This is a genomic window from Spirochaetae bacterium HGW-Spirochaetae-1, assembly GCA_002839375.1.
Classification (GTDB): domain Bacteria; phylum Spirochaetota; class UBA4802; order UBA4802; family UBA5550; genus PGXY01.
Genome location: PGXY01000007.1, coordinates 193,222 through 219,496 on the forward strand (window position 1 = coordinate 193,222; position 26,275 = coordinate 219,496).

Below are 26,275 nucleotides of genomic sequence, written 5' to 3' on the forward strand. Positions count from 1 at the left end.
AGAAAGCAAAACATGACCTGAGGCACATTATTCATGGAAGGCGGTTATTTTGGCAGCACGACCGGACACAGAAAAACCACCTCTTACCGCAGACCCGGACCGCATCTATAACGCGGGACTTGCAGAAGAGCATTTTGACTTCATCGACGGGACCGTCAGGCTATTAGCCTGTTCCAGTCCGCGGCACATCTTTCTTGCCGGCCGCGACTGGGCGCTTTTTGATCATGCCGCGGGACTCCAGGCACTCATAAAACTGCGCAGCACCGAGTTTCTGTACCAGGCCGGCATATACTGGAAAACCTTTGACGCCGCAATTGCGCTGACAGGGCTTATCGACGTATCGGGGAATGATCCCGAATACCTGTACCGGGCCGGCCGCTTCTGGCACACCTTCGATTACAAAAAGGGGCTCCATGCCCTGGCCTCACTTAAGATACCGCGCTTCATCTATTATGCCGGCAAGGAATGGAAGACCTTCGGTTACAGGGAGGGATCCTCGGCCCTCATTGCCATGGGGGACCCGGAATTCATTTTTTATGCCGGAGCCCACTGGAAAGATTTTGATTATGACGCCGGGTTTGAAAAACTCCTGGAGTCGGGTAACTGCGAATATATATTCAAGGCCGGTACCCTGTGGCGGCGTTTTGATTACACCCGGGCCTGGCTGAAACTGGAAGCCGCTGCCGTGGATGGCATCGAGTGGCGCGGCAGGGCCCTGGAGCAGGACCGGTGGCGGCGCGCCATCAGGCAAATCTGGGACGGGATGAAGATAATCCCGTAAGGGCGTTTTATGCGCTGCCCGTACGGGATCACCGACAGGCATCAGGCAATCCTGTTGCTCCGCACCCATATCTTCATCTCATCGGCCTTTTTGATGAGCTCATCCCTGAAATCGGGATGGGCGATGCTGATGAGGAGCTCGGCACGCTCCCAGGTGCTTTTTGACTTCAGCTGCACCATGCCGTATTCCGTACACACATACTGGACGATGCTGCGGGGTACGGTCACGATAGAACCGGGCTGCAAAGTGGGAACTATGCGTGAATGCAGGTTTCCCAGCTTATCCTTGTAGGTGGAACTCAGGCTGATAATCCCCTTCCCTTCTTTTGAGTGAAAAGCTCCAAATATGAAATCGAGTTGGCCGCCCGTGCCCGATTTGTGATGTATTCCCGACGATTCGGAACAGACCTGGCTGAAGAGGTCAATCTCAATGGCGCTGTTCACGGCCACGACCCGGTTGTTCAGGGCAATGATCCGGGGATCGTTCACGTAATTGACGGGATACGAGGCGCACGTGGGATTGTGGTTAAGAAAATCATAGAGCTTGTTCGTTCCCATGGCAAAGGTATAGGTCATTTTATATTTATCGATCAGCTTTTTGGCCCCGGTGACCCTTCCGGCATTATAAAGATCAACGCATGAATCGACGAGCATCTCGGTGTGAATCCCTATATCTTTCAGGTCGCTTTCGGCAATAAGCTGCCCGATCATGTTGGGAAGCCCGCCGATCCCGAGCTGGAGTGTAGCGCCATCGTGTATCTCCTTGAGAATATATTTTGCGATTTGACCGTTCAGCTCCGACGGCTCCTGGGGCGGGACCTGGACCAGGGGACGGTTCTTCCCCTCGACGATATGATCGACCCTGGATATGTGTATGGACTCCTGGTTGCCTCCCAGGCAGTACGGTACGTTCTCATTTATCTCCACGACGACCTTTTTCGCCTTGCTTATAGCAGCACCCGTAACGGAATTGGCCAGGCCGTAATTGAAGTATCCCCTCGGGTCCATGGATCCCGTGGTTATAAACACCACGTCAAAATCAGTATACTTGCGTATGAAACGCGGCCCCTGGTGATAGGCCGTGGGAATATAGTTACAGAGATTCTCATCGTGAAGCCGGCGCGAAACCGTTCCGAAATGATAATCATTCAGGATAAAATGTTTTCTCTCGGGATCGGCTTCCACCACCTTCGGCACCTGGGTAAAACAGACGCTTCGCACATCGACATCCGAGAGCTCCCCGGCCCGTGCCGCCAGGGCCTCATCACAGGCCTGGGGGAAAAGAACGAATTCGCCGTAAAACACCTTGTTGCCGGGCTGTACCAGGGCTGCAGCCTTATCGGCGCTTATGAGCTTATTTTCATACTCCATTTTCTGGACAATCATATATATTTCCTCCCGTGACACAGACGACACTTTTTGACAACAGATACACTGTTTTCATTTGTATAGAATATACTGACAAAGCTGGCTATATTCCAATGGGTCAATGGCGAGGATGTCGGTGGTTGAAACCCTAAAAGTTAAGTAGTGGTTTTCCCCATGGCACAACAAGTATCATTCGATATACCGTATGACCTTGCCTTTAATATGAAAGATGGTGACGGTCCCCAATATCCAGTACTGTTTTTCCCGCCACATGCGGACATCGATGAGGTCATCGCCGCCCTTTTCGCTGATCATTTCATTCATGGCGCGGTTGTAGTCAGGCCGCGGTGTCACGGTCCATACCCAGAGAAAGGTATAATTGCTCACCATGGATTCGGCCTCACCCAGGACCTCGTAGGACTGCGCCTTCAGGGGACGCACCGAGGGTTCAATTCCCGTGCAGTGAACGCGGGAAAAACGTATGCATCCCGTGAGACCCGCCACCGCGAGGAACAGAACCAGGGCCGGTAATATCCTGCTGATTTTTATTGTTTTCATGACGATATAATTCCTTATTTTTTACCGGCGGGTTTCGGCTCAACGAACCTCACCACGTCGCCGGTAACCGTGAGCTTATCCACGCTGCCCAGGATAAAATAATAGGTCGTTTCGTACCAGCGCACATTGATGAGCGCATGGCCGCCCTTTTGCGCAACAGCCCGTTCAATGGCCTTATCGATATCGACACGCCTCACGGGAAAAACTCCCAATACGGACCAGACAGTATCACTACCCTCGGCCTTGCCCAGCATCTCCATCTCTTTGCCCTGCAGGGGCGTTGTGGAGGCCGTCATTCCCATGGGAGTAACGCATCCCGTGAGAACCGTCAGGGATAAGGACAGAATTGTCAGCATCAACTTGAATCGTGTATATTTCATCGTATATCCTCCAGGTAAATTGTTTCTAAAAGTTAAAATCAATCAAACCAGAAACCCTTTGACCTCACCCCGCCTCTGGCGCGCCCTCTCCCACGGGGAGATGGCTTTTCAACAATAACTTTTCGGTCAAACCTCCCCCTCTCCCCCTGGGAGAGGGGGCCGGGGGGTGAGGTCAATCAGAACTTCACTTCCACTCCAAAGTTCGGAATAATCGACAGCCCGCCGCTGGGCTTCTGCAGGCTCGGATTGCTTCCTTCGCTGTAGGGCTCATCATAATGCCATACATTCTCCTTCTGCACAAAATTATAGGCATTGATAACCTCGATATACCAGCTCACATGCCCCCACTCGTAATTGGTGCGGTATGTATAACGCAGGTCCAGCTGGTGGCTCAGGGGATAGTGTTTTGAGTTGATATCGGTACTGTACTCCGGTATATATCGACCGGATGTGACAGGCTCCTCATTGCCGCCAGTAATTTCCGTATACGGAAAAGATGAATAGAGCTGGAACTTGGCGCTGAAGGTGTGCCTTCCCCGGGTATATCCCGCCACGACTTTCACGGCATGTTCCTGCTCCCAGTCGGAACTGATGAATGTGTCTCCTGTGGGATCACTCGTTGTCGGCAGGCCGGTTTTTATCTTCGACTGCGTCAGGGTGTAATTGATCCAGCCGAAAAAAGCGCTGCTTCCTTCGCGGCGATCCAGGCGCACCATGGCCTCGCCGCCGTAGGCCTTGAGTTTTCCGTTTGAGTAAAGAATATCGTTTTCATCTTTAATAAAAAAAGACCTGTCAAAAAAGTAATTATAAAACCCCTCGATCTTCACCGTCACTAGGTCGATCTTCTGTTCTATGCCGCCCGATCCGTGAAGTGCCCGTTCGGGAACAAGACGTCCCTTTTCACTGGCAAAGGATGGAGCCTGGTCAAAGAGGTAGGGATTTACCTGCTGGAAAGCCGAATAAGTTCCTCCCGCGACAGACAGGGTCGTGTCCGTGGGAAAATCATAGCTGAGAAGCCCCCGGTAATCAACAGTAAGTTTATTGGAGCGCATCAGGTAGTCGGTGCGTATACCGGGAACAAAAGTGAGTCCCGCGAAGAAAAACTTGTTTTCCAAGTAGGAACCCACGGTTACATTATGTGTTTTCTCTTTCAGATCAATGAGAATGAATTCATCCGGATTGTTAAAATTCGGCGGACCGGGCGGTACATAATCACCCCATAAAAAATCTTTTCCATTCTGTATGAAGTAATAATACTGGACATCAACCCCTCCCCGAAGGTCGGCGTGGTCCTTCCACCACTCAAAGTGAGCTTTATCCTTAAAACCGAAAATGTAAGGCCTGGAATTCAGGTGGTAATTCGTCAACCAGGGAACGGATGCTTCCACATTGAGGTAGCTGTACGTCTTGGCAAGGGAGGCGAAAACCAGGGCCCTGTTGCTGAACTTGCCCGATGGCTCATAGGTATAGTAAAGCCCCTGGGAATGGAACATGGTGTCGCTTTCGAACTCCAGGTCCTCCAGGGCCGGGTCAATGGTATCGGGTGGCTTATGGTCCTGAAGGTATTTAATGTAGTCCCTGCTGCCGAAGAAAAGCAGGGTCAGGGAATGGTTGGCCGCCAAATAATATTTGAACTTGGCCTGGTAATCCCAGTATTCCGGCACCGAATCGAGCTTTTTACCCGTGATAAGCCAGTATACGGCAGGGACGAACAAAGAAAGATATGAAACCCTTCCCGACACGATGGCATATCCCTTTCCCGTGCCGTCCTGCGGCTTTTCGATCTCCATGCCGGGAATCTCGATACCCTTTTCATACCATGGAGCCGCGAAAAAGGCGTTGGCCGAGATGAGACCGATATCGCTGTAGCCGCTGAATTCCTCAACGGAATCAATGGTATTGATCTGGATCACGGCGGCATCGGCGTTCCCGTATTGTGACGGTGATGACGAGGCATACAAGTCTATTTCCCTGATAAGGTTGCTGTTTATAACGGAATGAATACCGCCGAAATGCTGAGGACTGAATAGGGGTATATCGTCAAGATAATAGCGGTTGGACAATGAACTGGCGCCCCTTATCACCAGGGGCCCGAAAATACCGCCATAACTCTTTATAACGCCGGGAAGGGCCGTGAGTGCCGTAACTGAATCGCCGAAACTGGCCGGGACGTCCTTTATCTCATCGCGCGTCATGGTATACCGCGAAACCTTCTGGATATTCCGGTCGCCGAAGACCGTGAGGGTCCCGCCGGAAACGCGCACGGGCTTCAGCCAGAAATCCCTGGTCATTTTTCTGTCGATCTTCATGGTCAATTTCAGGTTTTGCAGCCCGTCGGAACTGACGACAACCGTGTATGTCCCGGCCGCGGGAACCACGGCCCGGAACAAGCCCTTTTGCGCGGTCCGGGCCCGCACACGCGCCTCAATGATGGTGATGCTGCCGAAATCAACGGGCCGGCGCGTCGTACTGTTATAGATTGTCCCCTCCACAACAATCGCGCCCGCCTCCTGCGCCCTCATGGTTCCGGGCAGCAGTATGGCCCCTATCATCGCCGTTATAATCAGTATTCTATTCATGGTATCCATTGCCTATCGGAGTACAAATTTATAGGTAAAATCGGCCTTTACGGGAATCTGTTTCCCCTGGTACACGGCGGGAGTGAACTGCTGGCCTACAAGGTTCCTTCTTGCCGCAGCCGCAAAGTCCTTCACTATGCGGGCATACTGTTCCGGCGGCAGCTCCTTGGTAAGTTTTATTCCCAGAATATTCACGCTCATCACTTTTCCCCCCGTAGAGATAAGAATCTGAAGGTTTGCCACGGCCTCGATATTCAGCTCACGGGCGCTGGAGGGGAAATAGTCCTTCAGCCTTCCCACGGGACGCGGCGGGGCAATGCTGGGATAAAAGGCGATGTCAACGGCCGTTTCCTCGTCAGCAACCCCGACGGCCCGGTCTACATTGCTGGTGTCATCGGCCGAAGCGTCGTTCTCCGTGGTTATCTCCCTGCTCACCTTCCGTACCGGTGCATAAGCCATATCGAGATCAACAAAGGTCAGCGTATCCACGGGCGACATGTCATTCTCCCTGAAATCGAGGCTCGGTGTATAGAAAAGCGCATAGGAAACGAAAACAAGCGACAGCAAAAAGGAAAAGGCATAGGGATGCCGCCGCTCCCATTGGATAAAAGAATCTACAAATGCCGTGTCGTCTCTTTTAAATACCTTTATCACGTTACTTCTCCCCCTTCCGGGGCTGGGCCATAAATACAATATTGAGAAAATCCTGGGCCTTCAGGACTTCCAGTACCGGCGAGACAATGGTATAGTCAAGATCCCGGTCGGCGGTGATGGCCACGGCCCTGTCCTTTTCACCCTGCCGGTTTGCCAGGGCATCGCCGAGCTGCTGCAGGGACATGCGTTTCCCGTCGAAAAAATATTCTCCCGACCTTGATATGGTTACATACAGCGAGTCCTGTTCCGTGGCCGCGGTCTTGCCCACGGGGAGATCAACCTCAACGCCCTTGGGAGGTTCCGTCGTTGTCGTGGCCATAAAAAATATCAGGAGGAGCATGGCCATATCGGCCATGGCCGATCCGAAAGAAACAAATTTCAGTTTTTTCAGAAAGCTGCCCGACATGTCACTTCCCTCCCTTATCTTCCTTCAATGAAAAGCGCTGCAGTCCCGATTCCCTGGCAACGCTCAGGGTGTCCACGAGACGATGATATTTTACGGAATCCCCCATCCGCACTACCATGACGCCGTCGGGATAGGCCCGGCGGTGTTTCATGATCAATGCCTTAAAATTTTTCCTGTCCAAAACTGCGTTATCGACCAGGAACCCGTTGTTCTCAGGCCGCACCTCCACTATCTTCGCCGCATCCATCTTCACCGATCCCGCGTTTTTCGCCGGCAGCGTCATGAATATGCCCTGCCTGATGACGAATGAACCGGTGACGATGAAAAAAATCAAGAGAAGAAAAGACATATCGGCGATGGAGGTGGAATCAAAGCTCCTTTCCTCAGGCCGGGGCCTCCTGACCTCCCGTCTTCTCAGTATCTTGTAAATTATTGCATTGTCGTTCATGCTATATGTCCCGGCATATCCTGTCGGAAAGGCGCGGCAGCTTTTCACATGCGGCGCCGATGATTTCCTCGGCCCTGGCCGTTCTGTTCTGCAGTATGTGCATAAACAGATAATAAAAGCCCAGGGTCGGAGCCGCCACGATAAGGCCTCCCGCCGTGGTGATCAGGGCCACCTGTATACCCACGGCAACAACCTTGGCATTGACTGTGGCAGCAGCGGCTATGGATGCGAAGGCCTGGATCATGCCGATAACTGTTCCGAGAAAGCCAAATATGGGGGCAAGGTTCCCGATACCGGAAAGAAGGGCCAGGCCCTTTTCAACGCCGTGAGTATATATCTGAAAATACGACCGGAGATCGTCCTCCAGGTCCTCGCGATATTGCGCTTTCGAATCCTTCGCGGCTTCGGCCAGAACGCTGTCGAGCTGATCGTATTTCCACACACGGTTTCTGGTAAAAAAAATCAGGCGCTCGATGATGATGGTGAGGGAGCCGATTCCCAGGAGTACCAGCAATATCATGAGGGGGCCGCCCTGCTTCACCGTGGTAAAAAGACTATTTCCCTGCACGAGGGCCGATTCATCATTATTCAATTCAGCCCCATTCATTGAATTGTCTTCATTTACTACCGTATCAACCGTGTCTCCCGTTTCTATTGCCGCAGCAACGGGCGTTTTAGCCGGATCAGATACCTGTGCCATAACCGGTTTTCCCAATCCCATAATCGTGGAAAAAAGTAGTACTGAAGAAAAAATAATCCTGGAAAGCGATAATCGCATATTCATGAAACAACCTCTTTTTTTACAATAAATATCAATAATGAAAATATTAAAAAGATATATTGCATTATTAAAAATTATTACTATATATTCAACTTATTTTATACATGCGCATTTAAAATCCGTAACAACTTTTCACTGCCCCTCACAGGTTCTTCGTTGATCCCGGCATTACCACGGGGTCAGAGCCCCTCTCAATTAAAAAAAAGAGGCTGGCCGGATTGTTCCGGCAGCCTCCCTGTTTTCCATTCCCGCATGGATATTACTGAATGGCGTGCATGAAGTCCACGGATATGGCAGTGGTTTCCTTGCTCGCGCCAAAATAAAAGTGCACCAGCGTTGCCTGGTTCCAGGCGATAACAAGACCGCCACCACCGCAATGCTGATAATCACCGAAGCGTGGCTTATATATTGGATGGAACGGATCGTCATAGGCATTACCGGCGTCATAGAAGGCCACAACTTTAAACTCGAAGCGCTCCGAACCGGGAGTCCATTCCCAGAAGCTGTATCGCACCTCGAGGTTACCCATGGTCATGGTCTTGGCCACGAAACGGTTTGACGGGAAACCCCGGAGAGTTCTGTTGCCGCCCAGGCCCTGCTGCCGCGCATAGGGGAAAGCGAACCAGTTCATTTCATAGAAGGGCATGTCAAGCTGTGACGATGTGTATCCCAGTCTGATGGCGAAGGTGAGCGGTTTCCACGGCGTATAATAATACCGGGCACCCACGGTATTTCTGAAATAATAGCTTTCCGAGCCCAGCCATTTCTGACTCGTTTCCAGGCTATAGTCTATGTTGAAGCCGGCCCGGGGGTCCGGTTCGTAGTCCAGGGTGTTCCAGGCGATACCCATACGAAGGGTGTTGTAAAGAGCGCCATCCTTGCCGTAAGGAGTTTCAAGATCGAGGCGCGTCGGATCCTGTATGTCGCCATCAAACTTTTTACCATCCCATGACGAAAGGTCCCAGTAGGCAATACGGAATCCGGCAACCCAGGTGAACTCTTTTGTGATATCGCCGTATACATCAGCGAAGTAGTTGGGTTTTATGTACTGGTACTTGTCAAATTTGGAGTGTATTCCATTGAGAAATGCATCCTCATAATCTTTCATAGTATCATAAGAGTTGCCCAGATTGTCGGTGAGACCCCGACTGGTTGTCTTGGCCCCCACACCGTAAAAGTTGGCATTCTTGTTCATGTCCAGGACAAGGGCCGATTTGAGGCGCAGATTAGTGCCGAACATGTTGTAATAATCCAGGTTGATTTCATCATAGTGATATCCCAGGAGTGTCATGTAGAACTGGCCGTAGAGTTGAATGGAATAGGGCTCATTGGCAAAATTTTCTCCGTCCTTAGGACCATTATCATAGAAATAGACCCGGGCGCCGAAGCCGAATCCGTCATCGGTGGTGTAATTAACCAGGGGAAGACCGGTGAAGTACCAGCCCTCTTTTTTCTTTTCAACAACATCGGCAGGCAGTTGCTGTGCAGCAAAAACACTGGCGGTGTAAAGCAGGCACAGTAAAAAAGCGATAGACAACTTCAGAATTTTACTCATACAGTATCCTCCATATTTTAATGAACTAACACGGTAGCCAAGAGACGGGAAAAATGTATTCAGGATATTTGATTACATTTTTACTTTTTTTGTATATATTTAATGCACTTGACTGAGAAACATCTTAAGACAGCCGATTTTAAAAAGCAATGAAAAAAATATTGAGTGACACTTCAATCATTCATAAATCGGCAAAAATCAAAAATTGACATGGATATTTCACCGGGCAGACATGGCCTCCCGGATGAACCGGAGCAGGTCCGTGGCCTTCATAATATCGCCCCTGCTCATTTCCCCATGAATATCCCCTGCCCTGCCGTGAATCCAGGCCCCCAGGGCTGCCGCCTCATAAAGAGGCATATCCCTGAGCATGAGTGCCCCTGTAATGCCGGAAAGCACATCACCGGACCCGGCCGTGGCCAGGGACGCGTTTCCCGTGGTATTAATGAGCGTGCCTCCGTCGTGGCTGATGATTGAACGGGGCCCCTTCAGCACTGACACGCACCCCGTGGTGCGCAAAAGTTCTCCCGCGGCCTTAAACCGGTTTCCGGCGACGCTCTCCACGTCGCTCTTCAGGATACGTGCCGCTTCCATGAAATGGGGCGTGATGATACACTGAAGCCCCGCCGGTACAGGCCTGTTCCGGATATATTCCGCGAAGTGATAGAGCCCGTCGCCGTCGATGAGGATACGCACCATGCCGGCCCCGACGGCATTCTCCATAACCTGTATAAAAACGTCCCGGGCCGTATCGCTTCGCCCCATGCCGGGACCTATTACCAGGGCATCGTAGCGCCGCGCCGAGAACAGTGCCCTGAGATCGCCTGCTGCGGGTATGGCATCGTTTCCGGCCGCGGTGGGCAAAGCGCCGGTAATGAGCTCCGGGATGGATCCGGCGATTATCTCCCTGGCGCGCGGCGTGGTCACGAGGGATATGAGTCCCACGCCCGTTTCCAGGGCAGCCATGGCCGTCATCATGATGGCCCCCTCCATACCGTCAAAACCGCCGATCAGAAGCAGGTGTCCATTATTGCTCTTGTTGATGTCCCTGTTCCGCTTCAGTGGGGCCAGGCGCGCATTTGCATATTCTTCATCTACCAGGGACACGGATATATCATTGCTCCCCGTAAGCACGGCGGGAAAACCGATATCTGCCACCGTCACTTTCCCGGCAAACTCCATGCCAGGCCAGGTCGCCACGGAAATCTTGGGCAGACCGATAGTCACGGTGAGATGGGCCCGCACTACGGGGCTGCCGGGCGCTTCGCCGTCCGAGGGCAGACCGCTGGGGAGATCGACGGAGATCACGGGCGCGGCACTGGCGTTCATGAGCTCGATAAGTGATGCTGCGGCGCCTTTTACCGGTCCGGTAAATCCCGTTCCAAAAAGGGCATCGACAATGATATCACAGGAATCCAGGTCGGCCTGTTTTTCCACCATGTCAGTGACGGGGATCACGGGGATGCCCGCTATGCCGCAGAGGTTGTAGTAGATACGGGCCGTTTCGGACATCTTTTTCACGCTTCCCGTGAAATAGACGGTCACAGCCGTTCCTTTATTATGGAGAAGATAGGCGATGATGAATCCGTCGCCGCCGTTATTGCCGGCCCCGGCGCACACCGCAGCCCGGGCGACATGGCCGTATTCACGGTTAATTTCGTCCGCCACGGCCCTGCCGGCACAGGCCATGAGCACTTCGCCGGGGATGCCGTATCCTTCGATGGTATCCCTGTCTATTTTACGCATCTGTTCGGCTGTGACGACTTTCATCGCATCACTCCCATTCCAGGACCGTTATTCCCTTCTTGGAAAGGTGGTAGGAATATATCCTGCCCGATTCATCCCCTATTATTTTCGAGTAAAGATACGTGACATCGTTAAAATTGAGCTGGATATTATTGATGATATGCCCTTCCATGTTGCAGATCATGAAACGGTAGTTGCTACCTTCAATATTCCAGAAATAGAGATGCTTGTCATCCACTATATTAAACAGGACATTTTTAGGATCGGGGATATTGATAATCTCCCTCCCGATTTTGGCGTTCTTAATGGAATAGTCATAGACCTTGTGATATTTCAACCGCTTGTTATGATAGTAGGCCACGCTGATGAGAATGGTCTCACCGTTCTGATACACCTTGGCGTTCTCGATCTTTCCTTCGAAAATATCATCGCCTTCTTTTTCACTGAAATTAATGGTTTCCAGGTTCATGAAAAAGTCCCTCTTCTTTCCGGAAAAGCGGTATACGCTCCAGGAGTCGAAGGAACGGGAGATGACAAAAAGCCTTTCCCGCTCATCAACATACAGGCTGTCGACATAATAAAAGGGAAGATCAGGTGTTCCCCTCTGGCCCAGGGTGTGCTGCAGCTTCCCCTTCTTATCGAAGACCAGTATGTAGGAGGGAGAAAAATCCATCTCCTCGCTCTGCCCTGTCCTGGGCACTCCTCCAGTCCCGGGGAGACGGTTCTGAACGTAAATTCTTCCATCGCGGTCCATTGTAAAGGAGCCGATGGCGCTGAAGGTAAAGGGAACCGCCGTCACCTTCGACGTGTCCACGTTTTTTGCGTCGCCGATGACAAGATCAACCTCACCGTCGGGATCTATGATCTGCACCCTTTTAAGGATATTATCCGTCGTGATTACCTTGCCGTTGTACACGCCAACACCGAAGGAAAAATCATTAAGGGCGTAGTCGTCAAAATTGACGGCAATTTTTCCGGCCGCAGTGCCGTTTTCTATAAATGCAAACTGTTTCGATTTAAGATTGCTCACCTTCCACTGCATGCAGGAATGCAGAAACATGGCTGAAAATATAAAGAGCAAAACAAAGACTTTTCTCATGGTGGACGTTAACCTCATAATCTTTATCGTTAATTTTTGAAGGAAAATACCATTTACGATTTGAAATCGTAATGATCATTATAGCAAGCGAAATTAGGCTTAGATAAGGAAAAAATCAGTACCCCAGCCTGCCTTATTGTCGTGGAACTCCATTTATTATCTTGACAAATATAAAATCATAAAAAATCTGTTTAATAAAGAAAACGTATCGTCGGTGCCTGAAATCAATAATCAGGACTGACCGTTCATTCACCTATAAAAACACAATATTTACACAAAAGGGGTAAAAAGATGAATTTTAATTTAACAGAAGAACAACAAATGGTTAAAGATATGTGCCGCCAGTTCGCCGAGAATGAGCTTAAACCCAAAGCCGAGCATTACGACAAGACCCATGAATTTCCCTGGGACCATGTAAAGAAACTGAAAGAAATGGGCATGTTCGGCGTTGTGTATCCCGATAAGTACAACGGTGCCGGCATGGATTATCTCTGCTATGCCATAGCAGTGGAGGAGCTCTCCCGGGGCTGCGCATCCACGGGCGTTATTATTTCGGCCCACAATTCCCTGTGCCTCTCCCCCATCTATTATTTCGGAACCGAGGAGCACAAGCAGAAATATGTATCGAAGCTCACAACGGGCGAGTGGATCGGCTGTTTCGGCATAACCGAACCGGAAGCAGGTTCCGACGCAGCCGGAACCAAGACGACAGCTGAACTGAAAAACGGCAAATGGGTCCTCAACGGAACAAAAAACTTTATCACTAACGGCGGAGTGGCCGATGTGGCCGTTGTCACGGCCGTAACTGATAAGGGTATCGGCCACAAGGGCCTGAGCTTCTTCATCATTGAGAAAGGAACTCCCGGATTCAGCGTTGGGAAAACCGAGGACAAGCTGGGAATATGCGCCTCCTCCACGACAGAACTGGTTTTTGACAACTGCGAGATTCCCGAGAGCAACATGCTGGGAAAAAGGGGCGACGGCTTCAAGATAGCCATGCACACCCTGGACGGCGGCCGCGTGGGGATCGCAGCCCAGGCCCTGGGAATAGCCCAGGCCGCACTGGACGACGCCGCAGCCTATGCCAAGGAAAGAAAGCAGTTCGGTAAATCCATCTCCAACTTCCAGGCCATCCAGTGGATGCTGGCCGACATGGCCACGGAGATCGAGGCATCCCGTCTGCTGGTATACCAGGCAGCCAACTACATGCAGATATGCGAAGGAAAGCGCCAGACCTACTCTAAGTACTGCGCCATGGCGAAACTATACGCTTCCGAAACGTCGCACCGCGTGACCCACAAGGCCATTCAGATCTTCGGGGGATACGGTTACACCAAGGACTATCCTGCCGAGCGATACTACCGCGACGCCAGAATCACGGAGATCTATGAGGGAACATCGGAAATCCAGCGGATGGTTATCGCCAACAATGTATTGAACGAATACTAGAATTCATTGATGCGATAAAAACAAAAGGGCTCCCGCGAAGGGGGCCCTTTTATTTTTCACCTTGGAATAAATACTGTTATTTATTTGACAAATCAGTCCGCAGCCATGCCTTTTGATTCTTATCAGTTTCCTGGTTGTAAGGACACTGTTGAATCTATTTACAGGATATTATCATGACAAAACCGGCGCGGAATGAACAGGAAGTAGAGGTTATAAAAAACCTGATCCTCGACAATGCTCTTTATATTCTCATACATGACGGGTTTGACATGCTCACCATGAGAAAAATCGCCTCGCGGAGCGGCATGTCCGCCACCAATATATATAACTATTTTTCCAACAAGGATGAAATCTATCTTTCCATTGTCATCAGGGGATTTGAGAAACTCCATTCCCGGTTCCAGTCCATCTGTGAAACATACACCGATCCCCTGGAGCGCGGCAGGGAACTGGCCAGGGCTTATTTTAATTTCGGTTTCGACGAACGTCATTATTACGAAATCATGTTCACGCGCTCCACGCCTAAATACAACGATTACCTGGGTACGCCCATGGAGAAGCTGGCTGCTGTGGAAATGGATTATTCCATGAAAATCGTGGAGATGGCGGGAAAGACCATCGAAGAGGTAACCTCATCGCAGCAGGAGCCCGATACAAACAGCGATAATACGGGTATGAAGGTTATGCAGGTCTGGGGTCTCCTTCACGGCATAATTTCACTGTATCACAGTAATATCGCGCAATACATCGTCAGTGATTCTTCGCAGGTCGTGGAGAAAATAATGAGTGATATTACCGCCCTGCTCAAACCCATATAAGCCCTTTCAGAACAATGTAGCACCACTGCGTCTTTCACACGTACCTTGCGGCAGGTCCCCCGTGTCCGGAGCCCTCTATATTGTGTCCTTACCACCGAAATAATGGACAACACTGATCCTGTTCTTTCCGCAGGCCTTTGATTTATAGAGGGCAATATCAGCAAGGGCCACCAGGTCCTTGATCTCGGGACACGTCCTTTCAGGAGACAGAACGGCGATGCCGAAACTGCCCCTCACCTGCACCCCGGGAAAATCGTCGAAATGGATCTCTTCGAAACATACCCGGAGCCGGTTGGCAATCGATACGGCCTTTTCCTCGTCACAGTACGGCAGGCCCAGGATAAACTCATCACCGCCGTAGCGCCCTGCGACATCATAAGCCCTGATGACGCTTTCCTGAATTTCGAGCCGCCCCTCATCTCCCGGCGCGTTTCCTCCCGTGAGCTCACCCTTCATTATATGAGCCACCTTCACGAGGATCATATCTCCCAGCTGATGCCCGTATCGGTCGTTCAATCCCTTGAAATTGTCCAGGTCCAGCATGGCGACGCACATGGAAAACCCGATGCGCTGTGATTCGTTCATGACGGCGGCAAGACGGTCATGGATGGCCGCATGGTTAAACAGGCCCGTGAGTCCGTCACGCAGCGCCATTTCGGAAAGCAGCATGTTTTTGCTCTCCAGTTCTTTCAGGGCGTCCTTGAGCTGTCCGGTCCTTTCCTCCACACTGGCTTCCAGATTCACGTTCAGTTCCTCGATCCTTTTTGTCATATCGATGGATCTGGAAACCAGCACCAGTGCTATCCCCGTATAGAGCGCCATGGCCGAATAAGGGAAATACATATCGTTAAAGTGATATCCGCCTATATGGAAATCAGCATTGAAGCCCTTTCCCAGGTACACCACGCCGTCATGGAGAGCACCCAGGATTACGGCTATGCCGAAAAAACTGAACATCCCCGAATAGGGCCTCTTTTTGTACAGTGCGGAAATATGACATGAAATATTGTACAGGCCGATATTCATCGTAAGGGACGTCACAAGTAAAAAATAGAAATCGGCATTGGATCTATGGACCAGAAAAACGGCAATGAATCCGGCACAGGCCAGGTACGTCCAGAGAAATCGTTCCGTCCATATGCGCTTTAAATCATAAAACCGGTGCAGAAAAATGGGATGCGCCACATTGAGGGCTATCCAGGAAAGAGCAAGCACCTTGAATCGCAGCAGTGTCGTGGGAAATATCCTCCAGTTGATGCACAGCTCAAAGACTACGAAAAAACCAACCACGAGTTGAAGGGCGTAGTAAAAATACACTGTTTCATCGGGCTGCCTGATATAGAAAATGGCGAAGATAATGAAGAGTGTTGTGCCCATGGCGATGATAAAAAAACTCATGGTTATGCGGAGAAAGTGGGCCATATCGGCGTCAAATTTCCATTCCGCGTAGGGAAGAAATTCCGGATTCCCCAGCAATTCTCCAAAGATATAGTAGGATATTCGCACGGCCACGACATTCTCTTCTCCATATTTTATGAGCTTCGCCGGTACCATGTAATGCCGGGGAAAATTCCACATGGAATGCTCCCGGGGAGGAAAACTGCCCGTGCTTCCCACTTTTTCTCCATTAAAAAATGTTTCGTCGGCATTTCCTATTCTACCCAGGCTGAGCCCCATGGGTTCACCGGATAATTCTTTATCTACGTGTATTCTTTTACGTATCCACAGCACTCCGTCAACGCCCTTGCCTTTACTTTTAGAATACCTTATTAGATTTCCCGGAAGATTAATTTCATCCCAGGAATCAACGTTCAGACCGGGATCGGCATAGCGCCGGTCATCGCCGAGAATGATCTTCCAGGGGCCCGAGAGGGAGATGTTCGTTGCCGGGGGGGAGCTTTCAGTGTTCGTGTCCGCCGCTGCCGGAAAAGGGGCGGTCTGCAGTGCGATAAAAAACGCAAAAGTGCTGAATATACATTTCGTTATGCGAAAGTCCATTATTGCATATAATAATACGGATATAAAATTTTCAAGCATGTTTTCGCCGTTATGTCCGTAAACGGCAAAATAGAAATCACCGGTCCTTCATGAATATTTCACGGATTATATTAAAAAGTGCATCTTCATCGGAAGCATTTTTTTCTATACTGAAGAAACCCACACGCAGCGATATTTTACTGTTGTCTCTCCAGGGCCACCATGCGCCAAAAAGAGTAACCTCCCCTTCACCGGCGGTGAACAGGAGCTGTCCCTTTTCCAGTCCCGCAAAGGACTTCACCAGCTTGATCTCCTGCTTGGAGGCTTTCTTCACCGTGGAAGAATCATAGCAATTATTATACATGTCCATCAGGGCCTTTTTTACCGTTTCACCCTTTGTACCGTCGAAGGTCAAGAGGCAGGCATGAAATCGTTCATCGGGCTGCCAGGCCGTATCAGTGGCTGCCCCTGAAAAATAATCTCTTATTTTAAAACAGCACTCTTTTAATGATTCCATAATGATTTATTCTCTAATATTAATTTTAGTTTTAATGCCAGTTAATTGTATTTTGTTTCTCCTATTAATTCAATAAAACAAATTGGGATGGCAAAAAAAAGCAAATAGCACTTGACAATTGCATTTAAAGTTAACATTGTTAACTTTAACATAGTTTCACATGGGGGAAAACATAATGATCATCAGGGAAAAAGAAACCGGTTCCATTAGTCATGGAGAAAAAAACCGCATCGTCCAGACCTTTTCGCGGCATATTAACAGCGGACAGGTCAAATACCTGAAGGCGGGACATCTCGATGTGCTCGAAACGGAACGACGGTCCGTGCGCTTCGTTGATCCCGTCAGCGGGAAAGTCATGATAGACTGCTTCACATCGGCAGGATGTTTCAATGTGGGGAGAAGCAATCCCGTCATAATCAGGGCCATGGAAGAAGCGCTGGAAACCCTGGACATGGGAACATCAACACTTATCTCAACTCACAAGGTGGCCCTGGCAGAGCGGCTCGCGGCCCTTGGTCCCGGCGACCTGAACAATGTTCTGTTTGCTTCGGGCGGCGGTGATGCCATAGATTGCGCCTTAAAGCTGGCCCGGGGCTCAACGGGACGCTCCCACATAATTTCAACGGTAAAGGCCTATCACGGGCACACAGGCTTCGCCCTTTCGGCAAACGGCAAGGAGCATTACCGGAAATATTTCGAGCCCCTCATGCCCCGGTTTTCCTTTGTCCCATTCAACGACCTGGAGGCGGTACGGGACGCAATAACCAATGACACGGCAGCCATAATTGTTGAGCCCGTACAGGGGGAGGCGGGCATTTTCGTAGCCGGCAATGAATACCTCAGGGGCCTCCGCCGTGTCTGCGACGAAAAGAATATCATCCTCATCTTCGACGAAGTCCAGACCGGTTTCGGCAGGACCGGCAAATTTTTCGCCTGCGAACATTCCGGCGTGGTCCCTGATATACTGGCCATGGCAAAATCCATCGGCGGGGGTATGTTTCCCAACGGTGCCGTCCTGTATCGTGATAACGGCCTCCTTACGGGCTTTGTCTGCCACAATCCCGGTTTCCACCCTACCTATACGGGAGGCTCCGACCTGGGCTGCCATATTTCGCTCAGGGTCATTGATTACATCATGGAAAACAATCTCCTTGAAAGGGCAAGCCGTAACGGCAAGAAACTGAAAGAAGCTCTGGAGCAACTGCGCCGCGAGAATCCAAAAATCATCCGGGAGGTACGCGGTATCGGCATGATGGTTGGGATCGAATACATCCACGAGTTCCTGGGACCCATGATGTCCGATGCCCTGGCAAAGAACGGCGTTTTTGCGGCATACTCGGGCAATGCCCCGCAGGTAATGCGCTTCATGCTCCCCATCGCCGCCGCCGATGAGGATGTGGACGAGGTAATCGGGGCCATAGGCAAGGCAGTGGAGTCAATGAAAACACTGCTGCCCATTGCCCTCCCGGCGGCAAAGATTCCGGGAGTTCTGAAGCTACTCAACAATGAAAGAGTCCAGACCGTTGTATTCAACTGGATACGGTCACTGGAGGATTTTTTCAGCGGTGTTAACAGGAAATAAAGGAGACTGTCATGAACCTGAACCACGATACAGAGCAAATTCTTAATAAATATGAAACATACTTTTCTTCTTCGCAGCGCGCGGTACTGGAAAGCCGCGGACATGCCATTGTTGAAGACCGCCGCGAAGGGGATTACATTTACGACCTCAACGGTAAAAAATATATCGATTGCATATCATCCCTATCCATCCACAACCTGGGAAGGCGGCCGTCGGCAGTCGTTGATGAACTGCGGAAAGCCATACACGATACGGACCAGGGAAATTTTCCCATGATATCAAAGGAAAAGGCCGCCCTGGCGGAAAAAATATCCCGCTTCGTACCGGGAAAACTGGAATGCACCGTGTTTAGCGTAATCCGCGGCGAGAGCATTGATTTCGCCTGCAAGCTGGCACGGGGATTCACAGGCAGACAGGAATTTCTCACCGTGGACGGATCATGGTTCGGCCAGACCGGTTTCGCCCTGAGCCTTTCGGACAGGAAGGACAGGGAATTCTACGGTCCACTCATTCCCGGAATCAGGCAGTTGCCTTTCGGGGACATTGAATCAGCCCGGAAAATGATCACGCGAAAAACAGCGGCGGTATTCATCGAGCCGGTCCAGGCCGAAAACAACTGCCGACAGGCCGGCAAAGAATATCTTCAGGTCCTGAGGAGCCTGTGCACAAAGAAGGGAGCCGTACTGGTATTCGATGAAACACAGAGCGGCATGGGACGCACGGGAAATAAATTCGCCTTTGAGGAAAGCGGCGTCATACCCGACGTGCTGGTCATCGGTGAATCCCTGGGCGCCGGCGTATTTCCCATAGCGGCCACGGTATTCACGCAGCGGCTGAACAAATTCATGAACGCCCATCCCATGATCCACCTCTCAACATTCGGAGGATCGGATATAGGCTGCCGTGTCGCCTCGAAAGCACTGGACGAATATGACCGGCTGAAGCCCTGGGACAATGCCGCCGGTAACGGAAAGATGCTAAGGGACGGCCTTGAATCTTTGAAAAATTCATTTCCCGGCAAGATAAAGTCCCTCGATGGAAGGGGTCTCCTCCTGTCCATGGATTTCGGCACGTCCGAAAAAGCCCTGGCGTTCTGCAGGGCCGCCGCTGACAGGGGTCTCCTGGTTTGCCCCGGTGACGTGGCCCGCAGTTCCATTATTTTCAGGCCGGGGCTGCTTATCGGCAATACAACTATTACGGAAATACTCCAGGCCGTCTCGGACGCACTGAAGTCCATATAAGAGGTGTGTGATGAAAGGACTCTATTTTGAAGGAACGGTCCCCCGCGTTCTGGCATATCTTATCGCTTCACGGTTCAGCCGTTATGCCGGCATATCACCCTTTTCGCCAACTACATATGGCGAAGTGCCGGAACCGGAGATACCCGACGACAACTGGCTCAAAATAAAAAACGAGAGCTGCGGACTCTGCGGCACCGACATGCATTTCATGTTTTTTGATCTCAACACAAAGTCCTTCTCGGCAGCCACGCCGGGAATCAAAAGAAAATTCCTTGGGCACGAACTGCTGGGACGTGTCGTAGAAACGGGAAACAATGTCTCGAATCTGAAAAAAGGCGATCGTGTAACCATGCGCATTGACTGGCCCTCATGTTTCCAGATGGAGATTGATCCCCCTTGCCTGCAATGCAGAAAAGGGAGCTACATGCTCTGCGAAAACCTGGGTAAAAAGGAAATGCCCGTAAGGGATATGGGTGGCGGTTTTTCACCATACATGATCATGCATAAAACACAGCCGTACCGCATTCCCGACTCCTTCACTGATGATGAGGCGCTGCTCCTGGAGCCCACGGCCTGCGCCGTCCACGGCGTTCACAAACACATTCCGGAAAAAGGCGACCGGGTGCTGGTCATCGGCTGCGGCACCATCGGCCTCCTTACCATCGCCGTGGCCAAAGCCCTGCAGCCCCGGGCCGAGATAATCGCCCTTGACCGCCTGTCCCACCAGCTGGAAATGGCCGTAAAGATGGGGGCGCACGGGACTGTTACGGCGGGAAAGGAGACCTGCCATGACCTGGCCCGCCTTTCCGGCGCGAAATACCACAGCGGACCCTTCGGCAATGAAATCATGCTGGGAGGATTTGATGTAATCTATGACTGCGTGGGAAGCAACAATACTCTGCAGAACGCCCTCCGATGGGTCAGGGGAAACGGCCATGTGGTGCTCATCGGCATCAATTTCAATCCCGGCAGCATCGACTACAGTCCGGTATGGAACCAGGAAATCAGGCTCACGGGTATCAACTGCCACGCCGGGGAAACTGGCAGCCTGACATCCTTTGACATTGCCGCTGATCTCATCACAAAAAAGAAAATCAGACTCGACGGTATGATCACGCACCGCTTCCCCATGGAAAACTACCGTGAAGCGGCCCGTGCCTTCCTGGACAAAGGAAAATCCAGGGCCATAAAGATTGTACTGGATCATACGTGATCCGGCATAATCTTTAAGTAAAGAATCAGTAAGCCGTTTCCGCCAGCCTCAGGACCAGGCGCTCCGACGCATCCCATCCCAGGCAGGGATCGGTGATGGACTTACCGAATTCATTCCCGTTGGGCCCCTGTGATCCCTCTAACAGATAACTCTCGATCATGAGGCCCTTCACCATTCCCTTCAGCATGTCACAGTGTTTCCTGCTCTGCATGATTTCAATGGATATCCTGGGCTGCTCAGCATAGAGCTTACCGGAATTAGAGTGATTGGTATCAACGACAATCGTAGGATTTGCAAGTTCCCGCTCCTGGTACATCTCCGCAACCTTGACGAGATCCTCGTAATGATAGTTGGGGATATGACGACCGTCCCTGTCCACGGCACCGCGGAGGACGGCATGGGCCAGGGGATTTCCCGAAGTGGCCACTTCCCAGCTGTTATAGACGAAGGTGTGGGATATCTGAGCTGCATAGATGGAATCGAGCATGGTCTTCACATCACCTGCCGTGGGATTTTTCATTCCCGCCGGTATATCAAGGCCGCTCACGGTAAGCCGGTGGGACTGGTTTTCCACAGACCGGGCGCCTATGGCCACATAGGAAAGAACATCGGCGAGATACGGATAGTTACCGGGATAAAGCATTTCATCAGCCGCAGGCAGATGGGATTCCGAGAGGGCACGGATATGCATGCGGCGTATGGCCTTCAGCCCCTTTATTATATCGGTCTCCTTCTGGTGGTCGGGCTGATGAAACATCCCCTTGTAACCCTGGCCCGTGGTCCTGGGCTTATTCGTATATATCCGGGGTATGATCACCACTCTTTCGCGGACCCTTTCCTGCAGCTTCGACAGCCTGTTGACATATTCGCAGACGGCATCCTCATTATGCGCCGAACAGGGTCCTATTATCACCATGAGACGAGGATCGCGGCCGACAAAGATGTTCCGTATCTCAGCATCGCGCTGCTCTTTGACCGCCGCCAGTTCGGGCGAGAGGGGAATATCCCTAAGAATATCCTCCACCGTGGGAAGTTTTCTCTTATATTGAAAGCTCATGCTACCACCTCGTATTGTTTTTATTCACAATCCCCACGCCCCGCATACAGGGGCAGCGGGGCGGGAGGAGGTATTAATTGCTAAAATAATTTACAGCGTTTTTAAAAATAAATATGCCGTCGCTCTCGACGGGAATTTCTCGCTCTTCACGTGTATATTTTTCCTTCAGATATGTCCAGTCATCGCGCTGGTTGAAAAACATGCCCCTTTCCGGATGGGGCATCATGCCCATTATACGCCCTGTCGTGTCGCACAGTGCTGCAATATCATTGAGTGAACCATTGGGATTGAAGGGAAATTGTCCCTGCGCTGGGGCGCCCCCGGGCATGACATACCGCATGGTGATCAGCCCCGTATCTTCAATAACCTTTAATGTATCGGCCGGGGCGAAAAAATTTCCCTCGCCGTGGGCCACGGGTATATGCAGTGTATCCATGCCGCGGGTGAAGACACAGTTTGCATTCTTCTCCACGCGCAAATCAACCCAGCGGCACTGGTAACGGTGCGTGCGGTTGTGCTCCAGGGCCACTTCGGGCTCACCCATGGGCTGCTTCAGCGCAGGCACCAGGCCAAGGCTCACCATGACCTGGAATCCATTGCAAATGCCCAACACAAGGGTATCGCGGCTTATGAAATCTGCCAGTTCCTGGGATAGGTTGTTTTTTATCCGGTTGGACAGGGCCTTACCGCTCCCCGTATCGTCGCCATAGGAGAAACCGCCGGGGAAAACAAGTACCTGAAAGTCCTTCATTCTTGCCGGAGAAGCTATAAGATCATTTACATGGACAATTTCCGCCACGGCGCCTGCGCGTTCGAAGGCGTACCTGGTCTCATCATCACAGTTGATGCCGTAGCCGGTAATCAGAAGTGTTCGCGGTTTTGCCATGTCTTTACCTGTTCACGTAATAATATCACAACGATTTTAATATCCCCGGAATACACTCTTGTACCGATCCGTAAGCATATCCAGTTCAGCGTTTACAATATCGCCGCCACCGAAACCCTTCACCCGTATCCTGCCCGTATTCTGCACCGTACCGAGAAAAGCAAAGGGCAGTCCCTGGAAGGCTGCTTCCACTTCCGTACGCCTTGCGGGATTGACACTCATGAGCAACCTGCCCTGTGATTCGGAATAAAGAATGACATCTTCCCTGAGTTTCCCGGCACAGGGAACGGCTGAAAGGTCCACAGTGCAGCCCAGCAAGCCGGCCATGGAGGACTTGGCCAGGGCCACTCCCAGGCCTCCCCGTTCGATACTGACTCCCGACGAGACAAGGCCACTGGACAGGGCCTCGGTATAAGCCCGATAAATCTTCGAAAAAGCCATGGCGTCAACGCGGGGTATATTGTTGCCGATATATTTTTTCCCGCTGAGCTTCTCACCCATGTAAGCCAGGTATTCGCTGCCGCCCGTTTCATCGGCCGTTGCTCCCAGCAGGCATATGAGATCACCGTCAAACTTGAAATCCATGGTCTGGCAGGAATTCTTGTCATAAACCACGCCGAAGGAGGATATAAGCAGGGTCGGTGGAATTGAAATCTGCACTTCATTGAAATCCCCGTCATAGCCGCGAAAGTCATTGAACATGCTGTCTTTGCCGGAGATGAAGGGAGTACCGTAGGCCACGGAAAAATCATAGCATCCCCTGGCGGCTTCCTTCAACTGACCCAGTCTCTCGGGATTATTGGAATCACACCAGCAGAAATTGTCAAGCAGGGCCAGGTGATCCAGGGTTCCCCCGGCTGAAACGGCGTTCCTGATGGCAGTGTCGATGGAGCAGGCCGCCATCCAGTATGTGTCGATGTCGCTGTATGATGGATAGAGCCCCTGGGAAAGAACCACGGCACGGGGAGAATCGAAGACGGGCTGAATCACTGTAACATTTCCATTGACGCGCCCCTTCCCCTGCAGGGGCTTGATGAGCGAATTGCCCTGCACTTCATGGTCATACTGATAGGAGATAAAATCGAAGCTGGCCGTGTTGAGCCGCGATATCATATCGGCGAAGATCTCATTCATGTCTGCCGGCTGCGGGAACTCCGGGTATGCGCTATCATGCCTGGTATAAACTGTTTTCAGCGCCTTTTTCGGCAGGCCGTCATGGAGAAATTCCATATCAAGATCAAATATTTTATCGCCGTGATAATATACGATACCCCTCCTGCCGTCGTTAAAACGGCCTATTACCGAGGCCTCGACGCCGCGGTGCTCCATGAGGGAGAGAAATGCCTCCAGGCTATTGTCGGGCACCGAGAGAGTCATGCGCTCCTGCGATTCACTGACCCATATCTGCCACGGTGCCAGGCCCGGGTATTTCAGCGGAATTTTTTCTAGGTGCACCTCAAACCCTCCGGACTCGCGGGCCATTTCAGCCACGGAGCACGAAAGACCTCCCGCGCCGTTATCGGTTATGGAATTGTACAAACCCATATCCCGGGCCTCCTTTACCACGGCATCGGAGAGTTTTTTCTGCGTAATGGGGTCTCCTATCTGCACTGCCGTGGCCGGGCTTCCGGAGTTAAGCGCCTCCGATGAAAAGGTGGCTCCGTGAATGCCGTCCCTACCGACCCTTCCGCCGATCATGACAATATTGTCACCCGGCATGGCCTTTTTCTGCACAGCGGAACTTCCCCGCACAACACGAGGAAGGATTCCAACGGTCCCGACAAAAACCAGGGGCTTTCCTTTGTATCGCTCATCAAAATAGACAAAACCCTGCGGTGTAGGAATGCCCGAGGTATTGCCTCCGGCATTGACGCCATGGATGACACCCTCCATTATCCTGCGTGGGGGAAGCAGGCGTGATTCCTCATTTTTATCCCTGTACAGAGGCCGTTCGTCATGTGGATCGGCGAAACAGAAGCCGTATCGGTTGGCTATGGGACGGGAAGCCATACCGAAACCGATGGCGTCACGGTTCACTCCCACTATTCCCGTGATGGAACCACCGAAGGGATCAAGTGCGCTGGGGCTGTTATGCGTCTCCACCTTGTCCGCCACGATGTAGTTTTCATCAAAAATTATTCCGCCGGCATTATCAGTAAAAACGGACACACAGAAATCCTTCGGGCCTTTCTCCCGCCGTATCCGTATGGTTGCTTCTTTAATATACCGTTTATATATGCCTTCCTGAATATCATCCAGTTCCGCGGCAAAAATCGTGTGTTTACAGTGCTCGCTCCAGGTCTGGGCAATAGATTCCAGCTCTATGTCCGTGGGATTCCTCTTTTCATCACCGTGAAAATAATTTTTAATCACATTAAGTGAAAGCATATCCAGAGCCAGGGGACCGCGCCGTGTTCCATCACCGTCTTTGATGCCCTCCTTCCCTATTCTGGCCAGTTCTTCCTCGCCCACATACAGATCAACCTCATCGGCGGCGGCCCGGCTTGAAATTTTCACCAGGGGAAGCGTATTTCCCATCCCCTTCCCGGATCGGTACTCTTCCGCCGTGAGAATACGGATTCTCTCAATGAGAGGATTGTACAGTTCTCTGGTCAACTGGCCGATTATACCGGGATCAGGCAATTTGAAGAAATAGGTGACGCAGGAAAAAACGGATTTTTCATGGTCCAGCTTCATTTTAAGCAAATCCTCGATGGATTCTCTGACAGTGTGGGCCACATTATCGGTTACGCCGGGAAGGAAACCGATCTGAACGGCAAAGTTGAATTCTTCCGGCATATAAGGTTCGTTGATGAGATAGCTCTGTGTCACGGGCTGCGTCAGGGAGCGGGCCACGAGTCCGGCCTGTTCAGAGGTGATGGGGGCATTGACCAGGTAATTATCGGACATGTATATGCGGTCAACGGCATAGCCGAGACGATTCAGTTTATTTTTTATGACATCACTACGATAGTCCGTGGTTGTATAAAAAATCTCAATTCTGAACAGTGCCTCTTCCATTCTTTCTCTCCTGAAACTGACTGAAGCTCTCGTGCTAAAAAAACGACGCCAAATTGTCCACTATTTTTCCTAAAGGGGGTGATTTTTTAACAATGACGAAACAACCGCTATTCCACCGGGAAGCGGTATTACGGTTTTTGTCCCGGTTTACTTGAGGATG

22 protein-coding genes are annotated in these 26,275 nt (G+C 51.2%); 6 read left to right on the top strand and 16 right to left on the bottom strand.

The genetic code is table 11. From position 1 onward, the window contains the following. Positions 1-49 precede the first annotated feature (49 nt). Positions 50-781, top strand: coding sequence for a hypothetical protein (locus tag CVV44_14370; GenBank protein PKL37530.1), 732 nt, complete (start codon positions 50-52; stop codon positions 779-781). A gap of 41 nt (positions 782-822) precedes the next feature. Here the strand turns inward: CVV44_14370 and CVV44_14375 are convergent, their stop codons facing one another. The 11 genes from CVV44_14375 to CVV44_14425 form a co-directional block, all read right to left on the bottom strand. After that, complete coding sequence (locus CVV44_14375) at positions 823-2,166, bottom strand: butyryl-CoA:acetate CoA-transferase (GenBank protein PKL37531.1); 1,344 nt, start codon at positions 2,164-2,166, stop codon at positions 823-825. Positions 2,167-2,337: 171 nt separating this feature from the next. After that, on the bottom strand, positions 2,338-2,706 hold the full coding sequence (locus CVV44_14380; protein ID PKL37532.1) for a hypothetical protein: 369 nt from the start codon (positions 2,704-2,706) through the stop codon (positions 2,338-2,340). Positions 2,707-2,720: 14 nt separating this feature from the next. Beyond that, on the bottom strand, positions 2,721-3,086 hold the full coding sequence (locus CVV44_14385) for a hypothetical protein (GenBank protein ID PKL37533.1): 366 nt from the start codon (positions 3,084-3,086) through the stop codon (positions 2,721-2,723). Between the two features lie 176 nt (positions 3,087-3,262). Next, on the bottom strand, positions 3,263-5,674 hold the full coding sequence (locus CVV44_14390; protein PKL37534.1) for a hypothetical protein: 2,412 nt from the start codon (positions 5,672-5,674) through the stop codon (positions 3,263-3,265). A gap of 3 nt (positions 5,675-5,677) precedes the next feature. Continuing rightward, positions 5,678-6,319: a hypothetical protein gene (locus CVV44_14395; GenBank protein PKL37535.1), complete on the bottom strand. Its 642-nt coding sequence runs from the start codon at positions 6,317-6,319 to the stop codon at positions 5,678-5,680. A gap of 1 nt (position 6,320) precedes the next feature. Further along, on the bottom strand, positions 6,321-6,725 hold the full coding sequence (locus CVV44_14400) for a hypothetical protein (protein PKL37536.1): 405 nt from the start codon (positions 6,723-6,725) through the stop codon (positions 6,321-6,323). A 1-nt stretch (position 6,726) separates the two neighbouring features. Next, positions 6,727-7,173, bottom strand: a complete 447-nt coding sequence (locus CVV44_14405; protein ID PKL37537.1) for a hypothetical protein — start codon at positions 7,171-7,173, stop codon at positions 6,727-6,729. Between the two features lies 1 nt (position 7,174). After that, entirely contained in the window at positions 7,175-7,957 is a 783-nt protein-coding gene (locus tag CVV44_14410; protein PKL37538.1) for a hypothetical protein, read from the bottom strand. 256 nt (positions 7,958-8,213) lie between these two features. After that, positions 8,214-9,509 carry a hypothetical protein gene (locus tag CVV44_14415; protein ID PKL37539.1) on the bottom strand — a complete coding sequence of 432 codons (1,296 nt, stop codon included), beginning with the start codon at positions 9,507-9,509 and terminating at the stop codon, positions 8,214-8,216. Between the two features lie 219 nt (positions 9,510-9,728). Next, on the bottom strand, positions 9,729-11,279 hold the full coding sequence (locus CVV44_14420) for a hypothetical protein (GenBank protein PKL37540.1): 1,551 nt from the start codon (positions 11,277-11,279) through the stop codon (positions 9,729-9,731). Positions 11,280-11,283: 4 nt separating this feature from the next. Further along, the gene (locus CVV44_14425; GenBank protein ID PKL37541.1) at positions 11,284-12,315 is read right to left on the bottom strand and encodes a hypothetical protein; all 1,032 of its coding nucleotides are present in this window, start codon (positions 12,313-12,315) and stop codon (positions 11,284-11,286) included. 330 nt (positions 12,316-12,645) lie between these two features. Here CVV44_14425 and CVV44_14430 point away from each other — a divergent pair, with 330 nt between their 5' ends. Both CVV44_14430 and CVV44_14435 read left to right on the top strand, forming a co-directional pair. Beyond that, a complete protein-coding gene (locus CVV44_14430; GenBank protein ID PKL37542.1) occupies positions 12,646-13,803 on the top strand; it encodes an acyl-CoA dehydrogenase in 1,158 nt (385 codons plus the stop codon). Between the two features lie 173 nt (positions 13,804-13,976). Then, entirely contained in the window at positions 13,977-14,621 is a 645-nt protein-coding gene (locus CVV44_14435) for a TetR/AcrR family transcriptional regulator (GenBank protein ID PKL37543.1), read from the top strand. 75 nt (positions 14,622-14,696) lie between these two features. Here the strand turns inward: CVV44_14435 and CVV44_14440 are convergent, their stop codons facing one another. Further along, the gene (locus CVV44_14440; GenBank protein ID PKL37544.1) at positions 14,697-16,658 is read right to left on the bottom strand and encodes a hypothetical protein; all 1,962 of its coding nucleotides are present in this window, start codon (positions 16,656-16,658) and stop codon (positions 14,697-14,699) included. A 37-nt stretch (positions 16,659-16,695) separates the two neighbouring features. Continuing rightward, on the bottom strand, positions 16,696-17,115 hold the full coding sequence (locus tag CVV44_14445) for a hypothetical protein (GenBank protein ID PKL37545.1): 420 nt from the start codon (positions 17,113-17,115) through the stop codon (positions 16,696-16,698). A 160-nt stretch (positions 17,116-17,275) separates the two neighbouring features. Here CVV44_14445 and CVV44_14450 point away from each other — a divergent pair, with 160 nt between their 5' ends. From CVV44_14450 to CVV44_14460, 3 genes are read left to right on the top strand one after another with little or no spacing between them, the layout of a single operon-like run. Continuing rightward, complete coding sequence (locus tag CVV44_14450; protein ID PKL37546.1) at positions 17,276-18,697, top strand: hypothetical protein; 1,422 nt, start codon at positions 17,276-17,278, stop codon at positions 18,695-18,697. A gap of 11 nt (positions 18,698-18,708) precedes the next feature. Further along, on the top strand, positions 18,709-19,938 hold the full coding sequence (locus tag CVV44_14455; protein PKL37547.1) for a hypothetical protein: 1,230 nt from the start codon (positions 18,709-18,711) through the stop codon (positions 19,936-19,938). 10 nt (positions 19,939-19,948) lie between these two features. Then, positions 19,949-21,151, top strand: a complete 1,203-nt coding sequence (locus CVV44_14460; GenBank protein PKL37548.1) for a hypothetical protein — start codon at positions 19,949-19,951, stop codon at positions 21,149-21,151. 25 nt (positions 21,152-21,176) lie between these two features. Here CVV44_14460 and CVV44_14465 read toward each other — a convergent pair whose 3' ends face one another. The 3 genes from CVV44_14465 to CVV44_14475 all read right to left on the bottom strand — a co-directional run bounded on the left by CVV44_14465 (position 21,177) and on the right by CVV44_14475 (position 26,115). Continuing rightward, positions 21,177-22,208: a 3-deoxy-7-phosphoheptulonate synthase gene (locus tag CVV44_14465; protein ID PKL37549.1), complete on the bottom strand. Its 1,032-nt coding sequence runs from the start codon at positions 22,206-22,208 to the stop codon at positions 21,177-21,179. A 73-nt stretch (positions 22,209-22,281) separates the two neighbouring features. Beyond that, positions 22,282-23,094: a phosphoribosylformylglycinamidine synthase I gene (gene purQ, locus CVV44_14470; protein PKL37550.1), complete on the bottom strand. Its 813-nt coding sequence runs from the start codon at positions 23,092-23,094 to the stop codon at positions 22,282-22,284. 36 nt (positions 23,095-23,130) lie between these two features. Beyond that, on the bottom strand, positions 23,131-26,115 hold the full coding sequence (locus CVV44_14475) for a phosphoribosylformylglycinamidine synthase (protein PKL37551.1): 2,985 nt from the start codon (positions 26,113-26,115) through the stop codon (positions 23,131-23,133). Positions 26,116-26,275: the final 160 nt, after the last annotated feature.